Annotated in this window: 9 protein-coding genes; 8 read left to right on the plus strand and 1 reads right to left on the minus strand. The window is 37.7% G+C overall.

The genetic code is table 11. The features are described from left to right. Nucleotides 1-24 precede the first annotated feature (24 nt). The 5 genes from CRS_RS18180 to metF all read left to right on the plus strand — a co-directional run bounded on the left by CRS_RS18180 (nt 25) and on the right by metF (nt 7,034). Nucleotides 25-1,185, plus strand: coding sequence for an O-succinylhomoserine sulfhydrylase (locus CRS_RS18180; RefSeq protein ID WP_142725388.1), 1,161 nt, complete (start codon nt 25-27; stop codon nt 1,183-1,185). A gap of 35 nt (nt 1,186-1,220) precedes the next feature. Continuing rightward, nucleotides 1,221-2,231 (plus strand): homocysteine S-methyltransferase family protein, encoded by a 1,011-nt coding sequence (locus tag CRS_RS18185; protein ID WP_142725389.1) that lies wholly within the window; start codon nt 1,221-1,223, stop codon nt 2,229-2,231. Nucleotides 2,232-2,313: 82 nt separating this feature from the next. Next, complete coding sequence (locus tag CRS_RS18190; protein ID WP_142725390.1) at nt 2,314-3,405, plus strand: fatty acid desaturase; 1,092 nt, start codon at nt 2,314-2,316, stop codon at nt 3,403-3,405. A gap of 1 nt (nt 3,406) precedes the next feature. Next, the gene (gene metH / locus CRS_RS18195; protein ID WP_142725391.1) at nt 3,407-6,067 is read left to right on the plus strand and encodes a methionine synthase; all 2,661 of its coding nucleotides are present in this window, start codon (nt 3,407-3,409) and stop codon (nt 6,065-6,067) included. Between the two features lie 7 nt (nt 6,068-6,074). Further along, the gene (gene metF, locus CRS_RS18200) at nt 6,075-7,034 is read left to right on the plus strand and encodes a methylenetetrahydrofolate reductase [NAD(P)H] (protein WP_142725392.1); all 960 of its coding nucleotides are present in this window, start codon (nt 6,075-6,077) and stop codon (nt 7,032-7,034) included. A gap of 106 nt (nt 7,035-7,140) precedes the next feature. Here the strand turns inward: metF and CRS_RS18205 are convergent, their stop codons facing one another. Then, a complete protein-coding gene (locus CRS_RS18205; RefSeq protein WP_142725393.1) occupies nt 7,141-8,292 on the minus strand; it encodes a hypothetical protein in 1,152 nt (383 codons plus the stop codon). Between the two features lie 101 nt (nt 8,293-8,393). On the opposite strand from CRS_RS18205, the gene folE reads away from it, so the two are divergent. The 3 genes from folE to cysS all read left to right on the plus strand — a co-directional run bounded on the left by folE (nt 8,394) and on the right by cysS (nt 11,088). Beyond that, complete coding sequence (gene folE, locus CRS_RS18210) at nt 8,394-9,059, plus strand: GTP cyclohydrolase I FolE (protein ID WP_142725394.1); 666 nt, start codon at nt 8,394-8,396, stop codon at nt 9,057-9,059. 6 nt (nt 9,060-9,065) lie between these two features. Further along, the gene (locus tag CRS_RS18215) at nt 9,066-9,497 is read left to right on the plus strand and encodes a DinB family protein (RefSeq protein WP_142725395.1); all 432 of its coding nucleotides are present in this window, start codon (nt 9,066-9,068) and stop codon (nt 9,495-9,497) included. Nucleotides 9,498-9,621: 124 nt separating this feature from the next. Then, nucleotides 9,622-11,088, plus strand: a complete 1,467-nt coding sequence (cysS, locus tag CRS_RS18220) for a cysteine--tRNA ligase (RefSeq protein ID WP_142725396.1) — start codon at nt 9,622-9,624, stop codon at nt 11,086-11,088. Nucleotides 11,089-11,890: the final 802 nt, after the last annotated feature.

Consider the following 11,890-nt stretch of genomic DNA (forward strand, 5'->3'; position numbering starts at 1 on the left):
GGTAAATTGACAAATTAAAACTATATGGAAAATTTTGAAACATCAGCAATAAGAACCCAGACTGAAAGAACTCAGTTTGACGAGCATTCTACGCCGCTATATCTTACCTCCAGTTTTATATTTCAGGATGCGGAAGATATGAGAGCAAGCTTTGCAGAAGAAAAACCTAAAAATTTATACAGCCGTTTCTCCAATCCAAATGTAACAGAATTTACAGATAAGATCGCTAAAATGGAAGGAGCAGAAGCAGGATATGCCTTTGCGACAGGAATGGCAGCCATCTATTCTACATTTGCAGCTTTGTTAAATGCGGGTGATCATATCGTAAGCTGTCAGTCTGTATTCGGGTCGACACACACCTTGTTCACCAAATATTTCCCAAAATGGAATATTGAAACCTCTTATTTCAAAGCAGAAGATGCAGCGAATGTTGAACAATATATCAAACCTAATACAAAGGTCTTATACCTTGAAACCCCTACCAATCCGGCTATTGAAATTCTGGATCTTGAGTTTTTCGGTCAGATCGCCAAAAAACATAATCTTATATTTATTGTAGATAACTGTTTTGCAACACCTTATCTTCAGCAACCAATCAAATATGGTGCAGATATTGTTGTACACTCAGCAACAAAGCTGATTGACGGTCAGGGAAGGGTATTAGGAGGAATAGCTGTAGGAAAAGAAGATCTGATCAGAGAAATTTATCTTTTTGCAAGAAATACAGGACCTGCATTGTCTCCTTTTAATGCATGGGTATTATCAAAAAGTCTTGAAACACTGGCTATCCGTGTAGAAAAACACTGCGAAAATGCATTGAAGGTAGCTGAGTTCTTAGAAAGTCATCCGAATGTAGAGCTCGTAAAATATCCATTTCTTAAATCCCACCCAAGTTATGAAGTCGCCAAAAAGCAGATGAAGCTTGGAGGAAATATCGTAGCCTTTGAAATAAAAGGCGGAATAGAAGGCGGAAGAGCCTTTTTAGATAAGATACAGATGTGTTCACTGTCTGCCAACTTAGGTGATACAAGAACGATCGTTACGCATCCGGCATCCACTACACACTCCAAGCTTTCAGACGAAGAAAGAAATGAAGTAGGGATTACAGCAGGATTGGTGCGCTGCTCAGTAGGTTTGGAAAATGTAGAGGATATCATTGCGGACCTTAAGCAGGCGTTGGATTAATTCAATAGAAACAGAATTTAATCAAACATTTAAAAATGAAAAATTCAGAACAATTATATAAAGCTCTATCCGAAAGAATTTTAATTCTTGACGGTGCCATGGGAACGATGCTTCAGAGGTATAAGTTTGAAGAAGAAGATTACCGCGGAGAGCGTTTCAAGGATTGGGAACATCCGGTAAAAGGAAACAATGACCTGCTTTCTCTGACACAGCCTCAGGCCATTGAAGAAGTTCACAAGAAATATCTTGAAGCAGGGGCAGACATTATTGAGACCAATACGTTTTCAGGAACTACCATTGCCATGGCAGATTATCATATGGAAGATCTGGTATATGAACTGAACTATGAGTCGGCAAAAATTGCCAGAAAGGCCTGTGATGAATACACAGCAAAAAATCCGGACAAACCGAGATTTGTGGCAGGATCTATCGGCCCTACGAACAGAACGGCAAGTTTGAGTCCTGATGTTAATGATCCCGGATACAGAGCTATTACTTTTGAAGAATTAAGAGTAGCATACAAGCAGCAATGTGAAGCGTTACTGGATGGAGGTTCAGATATCCTTCTGGTAGAAACCATCTTTGATACCTTAAATGCAAAAGCAGCTTTGTTTGCCATTGATGAATTGCAGGATGAAAGAGGAATTAAAATTCCGATCATGGTTTCAGGAACCATTACCGATGCTTCAGGAAGAACATTGAGCGGACAGACGGCAGAAGCTTTTCTGATTTCTGTCTCACACCTGAATTTACTAAGCGTAGGTTTTAACTGTGCATTGGGAGCAGATCAGCTTACTCCTTATCTTGAAACACTGGCCCATAATTCAGAATTCTATGTTTCAGCATATCCGAATGCCGGCTTACCGAATGCTTTCGGAAAATATGATGAAACCCCCGAAGATATGGCGAGACAGATTAAAGAATATGTTGAGAAAGGATTGATCAATATTATCGGTGGATGCTGTGGAACAACGCCTGAGCATATCAAAGCAATTGCAGAGCTGGTGAAAGATTACCCACCGAGAAAATTGAAGGAATTTGTGTGATTTGATAGATTTTTTTAATTAAAATCAAGAATGAAGGCTGAATTATAAATGTTAACTTTAAGTAAACCACAAAGTTAAATATATGGAAAAGCCAATTTATTTAAAAGATTCGGAAGATGTCAGATTATTTAATGAGCTTAGAAAGAAAGTGAACAAAAGAGTAGAAGCCATTTCTGAAAACAGGGATATCTATATTCAGATCAAAGCGGTAATACTCCCACTGGTTTATATTGGTTTATATTTTCTGGCTGTTTTGAATGCTGAAAAGCATTGGGTCTATATTCTGAGTTTTGTTTTAATGGGAATTTCTCTGGTTTTGATTTATTTAAACTTAATCCACGAAGCAGCTCATAACAACATCTATAAAAGTAAAAAGCTGAATGCTCTGGTTCTCCACATTTTTGATTTTATAGGAGCCAATTCCTACATCTGGAAAAAAAGACATATCGTAAGCCATCATGCTTACCCAAATGTAGATGGATGGGATACGGATATCGAACAGAGCGGATTGCTCCTGATCGTTCCATGGATTAAAGCGAAAGGAATTCAGAAGTATCAGCATAAGTTCTTTTTCTTAGTATATCCGCTGTATTTGTTCAACTGGATGTTTATAAGAGACTTTCGGGATTTCTTTGATAAGGAAAGAGTGATTTTAAAAACCCAGGGAAGAATACCTGTTGTTGAAAAAGTGAAAATGGTGAGTTATAAGCTGTTCTATTTCTTTTATCAGATTGTGGTTCCCGTTGTGTTCTTTAAAGTATCAATAGGATTAGCCTTAGGAGCGTGGTTTTTACAGGTAATTTCAGCAAGTATTTTTGCATTGTTTGTGTTACTGCCTTTGCATCCGCTTCCTGATAATGCCTTTCCAAGGTTAAATAAAGAGAACGGCCTTCCGTTCAGCTGGCTTCGTCACCAATTGGAGGTGACCAATGATTTAACAGAAAATAACTGGTTTGTAAGAAATGTATTGGGAAACTTTAATTTTCATGTAGCCCATCATCTGTTTCCAAACTACAGTTATATGTATTACAACGAAATTACTGAGGAAATCGAAGAATTTGCTAAAGAGCACAATTTAGCTTACAAAAGATTTCCGCTGATTACAGCTTTAAGCAAGCATAGGGATTTATTGAGGCAGAATGCCAATAATGCCTACTATATTTTAGAAGAATAAAATGAAGTATTTAAGATTATCAGGCCTTGAGCCTCTTATCATAACACCGGAGAGTAATTTCATCAATGTTGGTGAAAGGACGAACGTTGCCGGATCCAAAAAGTTTTTAAGATTGATCAAAGAGGAGAAATTCTCCGAAGCATTAGATATTGCCCGCCATCAGGTAGAAGGAGGCGCCCAGATTCTGGACGTGAACTTTGATGATGGATTGATTGATGGAAAAGCTTCCATGATCAAATTCCTGAACTTAATAGCCTCTGAACCGGATATCGCAAGAATTCCGATTATGGTAGATTCCTCCAAATGGGAAATTCTTGAAGCAGGTCTTCAGGTTGCTCAGGGAAAATGTGTAGTAAATTCTATCAGTTTGAAAGAAGGAGAAGAAGAATTTATCAAACATGCCAAAGCCATTAAAAGGTATGGAGCGGCAGTTATTGTAATGGCATTTGATGAGGTGGGGCAAGCCGACAATCTTGAACGGAGAATTGAAATTTCAAAAAGATCCTATGACATTCTGGTAAATCAGATTGGTTTTCCTGCTGAAGATATCATTTTTGACCTAAATATATTTCCGGTGGCAACCGGAATGGAAGAACACAGACGAAACGCTATCGACTTTATTGAAGCCACACGCTGGGTAAGACAAAACCTTCCTTATGCTTCTGTAAGCGGGGGAGTGAGCAATGTTTCTTTCTCTTTCCGTGGAAATGATACCGTAAGAGAAGCAATGCACTCTGTGTTCCTTTATCACGCCATTCAGGCGGGAATGAACATCGGTATTGTAAACCCGGCTATGCTGGAAGTATATGATGAAATCAATAAAGAATTGCTGGAACTCGTTGAAGATGTGATTCTGGATAGAAGAGATGATGCAACAGAAAGACTTCTGGACTATTCTGAGAAGCATAAATCCGTAAAAAAAGAAAAAACTGAGGACCTGGAATGGAGAAATAATCCTTTGCAGGAAAGAATTACCCATGCCTTGGTCAAAGGAATCGACCGTTTTATTGAAGAAGATGTAGAAGAAGCAAGACTATTGGCAGAAAGACCCCTTCATGTTATTGAAGTGAATCTGATGACAGGAATGGGAGTGGTAGGAGATTTATTCGGAAGCGGAAAAATGTTTCTTCCACAGGTGGTAAAGTCAGCAAGAGTAATGAAAAAAGCGGTGGCTTATTTACAGCCTTTTATTGAAGCAGAAAAAGACGGAACAAAACCCGCCAATGGAAAAATATTAATGGCAACCGTAAAAGGTGACGTTCATGATATCGGTAAAAATATCGTAAGTGTTGTTCTTGGCTGTAACAACTATGAAATTGTCGACCTTGGAGTAATGGTGCCTGCGGAAAAAATTATACAGACTGCTATTGAAGAAAAAGTAGATGTTATAGGATTAAGTGGACTGATTACCCCAAGTCTGGATGAAATGGTGTATATCGCATCAGAATTGGAAAGACAGAATTTAGATTTTCCTTTATTGATCGGTGGTGCTACCACTTCAAAAGCACATACCGCAGTGAAAATCGATTTAAAATATAAAAATGCTGTTGTTCACGTAAATGATGCCTCAAGAGCTGTAAATGTGGTAAGCGCTTTGTTGGGAGACAGAAATAAAGAATACGTTTCGGATTTAAAGAATGACTATTCCGATTTCAGGGAAAAATTTCTGAACAGACAGGTAGACAAAGATTATGTTTCCATCAAAGAAGCCAGAGAAAATTATTTTAAGATCGACTGGGAAAACGAAGAAATCTTCACCCCGAATAATTTAGGAATAAAAGTGATCGAAAACCAGGATCTGAATGAGTTGGTTCCTTTTATCGACTGGTCTCCGTTTTTCAGGAGCTGGGATCTCCATGGGAAGTATCCGAATATTCTGGAAGATGAGGTTGTGGGCGTTCAGGCAAAAGAATTATTTAAAGATGCTCAGGTGATTCTGAAAAGAATTCTGGATGAGAAATTGTTGACGGCAAAAGCCATCTTCGGAATCTTTAAAGCCAACTCCAATGAATCTGATGATATCCTGATTTTTGATGAAAATAATAATGAAAAAGCCAGGTTTTTAACTCTTAGACAGCAGGCTCAAAGATCAAAAGGAAAAGAATATCTGGCCTTGAGTGATTTCATTGCTCCTCAAAGCTCAGGAAAAACTGATTATATGGGAGCATTCTGTGTAACAACAGGTTTTGGAACTGATGAACTGTCTGCCGAATATGAAAAAGCAAATGATGATTACAATTCCATTATGGTAAAAGCTTTAGCTGACCGTTTTGCAGAGGCATATGCCGAATTCTTACATAAAAAAGTCCGAACAGAATACTGGGGATATGCCAATCAGGAAAACTTAAGCAACGAAGAGCTTATTGCCGAAAAATATAAAGGAATCCGTCCGGCACCGGGATATCCGGCTTGTCCGGACCATCTGGAAAAGAAAACTATCTGGGATCTTTTAAAAGTAGAAGAGAATACTGGGGTTTTCCTTACAGAAAGCCTTGCCATGTTCCCAACAGCATCTGTTTCCGGATACTATTTTGGAAGTCCACATGCCAAATATTTCGGATTAGGAAAAATTACAGAAGACCAGCTTGAAGATTATGCAGCAAGAAGAGGCTGTAGCATCCAGGAAGCAAAAAAATGGTTGTCACCAAATTTAGCAGATTAACATTGACATGAAGATAACAGAACACATTAAAAATGCAAATGGAAAAACTTTATTCTCTTTAGAAGTTGTTCCGCCACAGAAAGGAATCGGGATTGAAGACCTTTACACGAATATCGATCCGTTAATGGAATTCAAACCACCTTTCATTGATGTTACAACATCCAGAGAGGAGTATATTTACATCGATAAAGGAAATGGCCTTATGGAACGCCGTATTACAAGAATGCGCCCGGGAACCTTAGGAATTTGTGCGGCCATTCAGCATAAATACAATGTAGATACGGTTCCGCATCTTCTTTGTGGAGGATTCACGAAAGAAGAAACAGAATATTTATTGGTAGACTGTATGTATCTGGGGATAGATAATGTGATGGCTTTAAGAGGAGATGCTATGAAAGGACATCAGTATTTCGAACCTACTCAGGGAGGACATGCAAGTGCAATGGATCTGGTCAATCAGATTAATGACCTCGGAAGAGGAAAATATCTTCATAATGAAGAGCAGGTTAGTGATGAATTAAATAAATTCTGCATTGGTGTTGCCGGCTACCCGGAAAAACATATGGAAGCTCCTTCCATGAATTATGATCTCAAATGGCTAAAGCAAAAAGTAGATGCCGGAGCAGATTATATTGTTACCCAGATGTTCTTTGACAATAAAAAGTATATAGAATTCGTTCAGAAAGCAAGAGAAATGGGAATTACCGTTCCGATTATTCCGGGCATCAAACCTATTGCCACCAAGAAGCATTTGAAAATTCTGCCACAAGTGTTTAAAATAGACCTTCCCGAAGAACTGATCAATGAAGTGGAAAATGCAAAAAATAATGAAGCAGTAAAACAAATCGGAATAGAATGGGCCATTGCTCAATGTAAAGAATTGCTGGACTTCGGAGTTCCGGTTTTGCACTTTTACTCCATGGGGAAAAGTGACAATATTAAAAAAGTAGCCGGTGAGCTATTCTAATAAAAGTACCAAAAATGAAGGAACCCCTGTGAATTTTCACAGGGGTTTATTTTTAATCAACAATCTGACGGTAATAATAAACTTTAAAATTTTCTTCTTCCTTACCCTAAAGAATTGGATGTCTCTCAAATTCCTTATTTCTGTCAAATAAATACCGATAAGTAGCCAGTTTTCTAGTCACAGTCGTATCAAGCGTTTCTGCAATCTTAATCATTTTCGGATTAAAATCACCAATCCACTGTAGTTCTGTAATTGTAAAATCTGTATGCTTCCTCAAATGCTGGGTTCCTTCCCATATCATATACCCGTCAATGCCTTTCTTCTGCCAGTCAGGGACTACCCCAAAAACAAGTCCCACCATTTTTTCATTCTTTTTAAGATGTTTCAACAGCAAAAATTTAAGTTTTTCAAAAAATCCGAATTTCCCGTTCAGATATTTAAACCACTGGTTGAGGTCCGGAATATTGATCCACATAGCAATAGGTGTCTCGTTTTCATAGACAAACCATGAAATATGCTCATTGATGATAGGTTTCATGGTGTTGAACATTTTCAGAACTTTTGCTTCTTCCAGATGCTTTCCTTCCCCATGCGAAGCCCATGCTTTATTATAAATCTCTGTAAAGTCTTTGGCAAACTTGGGCAGGTTATTCTTCTTCATAGGCTGGGCAGAAATAGCAGGATTTCTTCTGTTTTTTTCATGAGCAATCTTGAAAATCCGGGATACTTCTGCAAACACAGGTCGGGTAAAACAAAGCTGCTCAAAATAAATCTGAAAACCATAATTCTCAAAAAGATCTTTATAATAAGGGAAATTGTAATTCATCCCAAACAGGGGTTCAATAAAACCTTCAGTTAAAAGACCCCAAAATTTGTCTCTTTCTCCAAAATTGATAGGTCCGTCCATTGCCTCCATTCCCTTTTTGTGAAGCCAGTTTTTACAATGGTCAAAAATAAAATTGGCCGTTTCCTGATCATTAATACAGTCGAAAAAACCTATTCCTCCGGTAGACTGTTTTTGCTCATAGCAGGCATTGATAAAAACAGCTACTTTACCAACCGTTTTGTTATTCTTTTTGAACAGAAATCTTTTGCATTCTCCGTTTTTAAAGAATTTATTTTTCTCAGGATCAAAAATTTCTTCAATGTGCTTGTCTAAAGGGCGGATATAATTTTTGTCATCCCGATAAAGACGGGCCGGGAATTCAAGAAATTCCCTTTTATGGAGTTGGTTTTGTACTTCTTCGACAATAATCATAGGTTGTTAATAAGGACGGGTTATAAAAGATAATGTTTTTCATCTCAATTGAATATAGATAAACCGATATTATCCGTATTTTTGCTGCAAATTAAATAAAAATGGTTGATTTTACTGATAACGACGATGATATTTTCACTGGAAAAGAACATACGCCTATAAGGAAAGATGCTTTTGATAAATCGCCACAGGAAAAAGTTGAAAAAATTACTGAGCTTTTTGGCGAAATTATGGAAACGTTAGGGTTAGATATGACAGATGATTCTCTGAAAGACTCTCCAAGACGTGTTGCCAAAATGTATGTAAATGAGATTTTCGGAGGACTTCTTCCCGAAAATAAACCAGGAATCTCCACTTTCTCCAATAAATATAAATACCGCCAGATGTTGGTGGAAAAAGATATCACCGTATATTCTTTCTGTGAACACCACTTTTTGCCCATTATAGGAAGAGCTCATGTTGCTTATATATCCAATGGAGAAGTAATCGGTCTTTCAAAAATTAACAGAATTGTTGATTATTATGCAAAAAGACCTCAGGTTCAGGAGAGGCTTACCATGCAGATTGTAGACGCTTTGAAAGAAGCTTTAGGAACAAAAGATGTAGCCTGTATCATTGATGCCAAGCATCTTTGTGTCAACTGCAGAGGAATAAAAGATACGGCAAGTTCTACAATTACGGCAGAATTAAGTGGTATTTTCAGAACAAACCCTATTACAAGACAGGAGTTCTTACATTATGTTGGAAGCCATGCAAAACTAGATTAATAAAAAATGAACTACCAAGTCCTTAAAAATATTATTGATGCCGAGCTTCAGAGATTCCAAAATATCTCTGAACAGGAATGGTCGTATAAAAGTTCTCCGGAAAAATGGTCCAAAAAAGAAATTATTGGCCATCTTTGTGACAGTGCTTTAACAAATATCCGTAGATTTGTTGTTACCCAATACAAAGAGAATGAGAATATTGTTTATGATCAGAACTTTTGGGTGAAAGCTCAGAACTATCAGAATGTTCCTACTACAGACCTTATCGATCTGTGGAAATCTTTGAACTATCAGATCGTTCATGTAGTTGAAAAAATTCCGGATGAAGCACTACAAAGAACCTGTGATACTACCAAAACAAAACCTCAGGTTTTTACATTGGAGTTTATTATCAATGATTATGTAGATCATCTGCAACATCATTTAAAAGCGATTTAATTATGATAAAATTTAAAAAAGTTTCAGATAAAATTTTTATCACAACAATTATCTGTTGTGACAGAAGTAATTTAACTCATTTTTGAATCTTTAAAATCATTAAATCTTTTTAACTTAAAAATAAATGCAATTAAAAATATATAACTCCCTTACTGCGGAAAAAGAAATATTCAAACCTATCTTAGAAGGAAATGTCGGTATGTATGTATGCGGACCTACAGTGTACAGTAATGTGCATTTAGGGAATGTAAGGACTTTTCTTTCTTTCGATTTTATTTATCGTACCCTGATGCATTTGGGGTATAAAGTAAGATATGTAAGAAATATTACTGATGCGGGTCACCTTACCGATGATGGGAATGTAGATAACGACAGGTTCGTGAAACAGACCAGACTTGAGAAACTGGAACCTATGGAAATTGTACAGAAGTACACCGTAGATTTCCACAAGGTATTGGATATGTTCAATCTTTTACCACCGAATATCGAACCTACAGCAACAGGACATATTGTAGAACAGATCGAATTGACTCAAAAGCTGATTGAAAGAGGTTTTGCTTATGAAAGCAACGGGTCAGTGTACTTTGATGTATTGGAATACAATAGGAGAGGTTTGAACTATGGCGAACTTTCAAAACGTAATATAGAAGAACTTTTTGCCAATACCAGAGATCTTGACGGGCAGGGAGAAAAGAAAAATCCACAGGATTTTGCCTTATGGAAAAAAGCATCTCCAGCTCACATTATGAGATGGAATTCCCCTTGGGGAGAAGGTTTCCCGGGATGGCATCTTGAATGTACTGCAATGAGTACTAAATATTTAGGTGAAACATTCGATATCCATGGAGGAGGAATGGATCTTAAATTCCCACACCACGAATGTGAAATTGCACAAGGAAAAGCCTGCAACGATACCGCACCGGTGAATTACTGGATGCATGCCAATATGCTGACGATGAATTCGCAGCGTATGAGTAAATCCACAGGAAACTATATCCTTCCAATGCAGTTGGTGACAGGAGATAATGACTTCTTTGAAAAACCTTTCCACCCTTCAATTGTACGTTTCTGCTTCCTGCAGGCGCACTACAGAAGCGTTCTGGATATTTCAAACGATGCAATGATAGCCAGTGAAAAAGGATTCATCAGATTAATGGAAGCGGTCAAAGTACTGAACGCTATTACTCCTGACGATACCAGACAATCCGGCTTTAGGTTGGAGGAATGGAAAAATAAAGCTTATGAAGCTTTAACAGATGATTTCAATTCTCCAATCCTGATTGCTCACTTATTTGAAGCGGTGAAATATATCTTTGCTTTAAATGATGGTAAAGAAACAATCTCAACAGCAGATCTTGAAGATTTGAAATCAACATTAAATGCATTTATTTTTGATGTTTTAGGATTACAGACTGTAGAAGAAAACAACAACGAAAAGCTTGATCAGACCCTGAAAGTTTTGATCGAATTGAGAAATCAGGCAAGAAAATCTAAAAACTTCGAGCTTTCAGATCAAATCAGAGATAAACTGCTTGCAGAAGGAATAGAATTAAAAGATGGAAGAGACGGTACATCATACGTCTTGAACTAATAAAAATATAACTTCGTTTTATCCCCATTCCGTAAGAGTCACTTATATTAAGATTCTTACGGAATGTTTTTTTAGATACTGCAGAAAATCCATAAGAATTTCATATTCCTCTTTTTTATATCTCTCACTCTCCAACACTCCCACATTCCCACTTTATTTCGGAGCTTAATCCTGCTATCCATTCATACTCCTCGCGCCAGCGCTATTCCACGCTCAAACCCTCCTGCGCTCCAGCTCCTGCTGCGGGGTAACCATTTCTATCAGGGCTAGGGAAGGAGTCGTTAATGATGAATGATGAATTTCGTGGTAGGAGAATATAGTGTTCGGGTTATTGTGTTGCGAGCTTCGGATTAGTGGGTACAAGCCTTTATTCCCCTTGTGTCATTCCGCAGGAATCCAAACTTTTAGACCAGAGCCCTTAAAGGATGTAAGTTGGCAGGATAATGCCCAAAATCTTTTTAACAGTTGGTATTAACCGTGTCATGCTACGGAAAAGTTTTGTCCGGACTTCTGCGGAGTGAGAATGCTGTGTTTGATATATAATATGGTGTATCATCAATTCAATAGGAATCAGGCATAATTCTTAATTTTCGAAGAAATCCTGTTTTCTTATATAGTCTGTTCTCTATTATATAATATACACTATTTTGATCAATGGTCAACCCCACATCCCGTACCCCCCGCATCCCGGCATCACCATTCTCTCTTTCTCCCACCCTCAAACCCTCTCACGCTCAAACGCTCAAACTCTCCAACCCTCCACCCCAAGCCCCAAACAAATGTTTAAAATTTTTCTCCCTGC

The sequence above is a fragment of the Chryseobacterium sp. ON_d1 genome (assembly GCF_006829085.1).
Classification (GTDB): domain Bacteria; phylum Bacteroidota; class Bacteroidia; order Flavobacteriales; family Weeksellaceae; genus Chryseobacterium.

Bases quoted from the DNA above. Each gene is read 5' to 3' on its own strand.
- CRS_RS18205 (WP_142725393.1), bottom strand. From the start codon at position 8,292: ATGATTATTGTCGAAGAAGTACAAAACCAACTCCATAAAAGGGAATTT.
- CRS_RS18215 (WP_142725395.1), top strand. From the start codon at position 9,066: ATGAACTACCAAGTCCTTAAAAATATTATTGATGCCGAGCTTCAGAGA.
- metH (WP_142725391.1), top strand. From the start codon at position 3,407: ATGAAGTATTTAAGATTATCAGGCCTTGAGCCTCTTATCATAACACCG.
- CRS_RS18185 (WP_142725389.1), top strand. From the start codon at position 1,221: ATGAAAAATTCAGAACAATTATATAAAGCTCTATCCGAAAGAATTTTA.
- metF (WP_142725392.1), top strand. From the start codon at position 6,075: ATGAAGATAACAGAACACATTAAAAATGCAAATGGAAAAACTTTATTC.
- CRS_RS18190 (WP_142725390.1), top strand. From the start codon at position 2,314: ATGGAAAAGCCAATTTATTTAAAAGATTCGGAAGATGTCAGATTATTT.
- cysS (WP_142725396.1), top strand. From the start codon at position 9,622: ATGCAATTAAAAATATATAACTCCCTTACTGCGGAAAAAGAAATATTC.
- folE (WP_142725394.1), top strand. From the start codon at position 8,394: ATGGTTGATTTTACTGATAACGACGATGATATTTTCACTGGAAAAGAA.
- CRS_RS18180 (WP_142725388.1), top strand. From the start codon at position 25: ATGGAAAATTTTGAAACATCAGCAATAAGAACCCAGACTGAAAGAACT.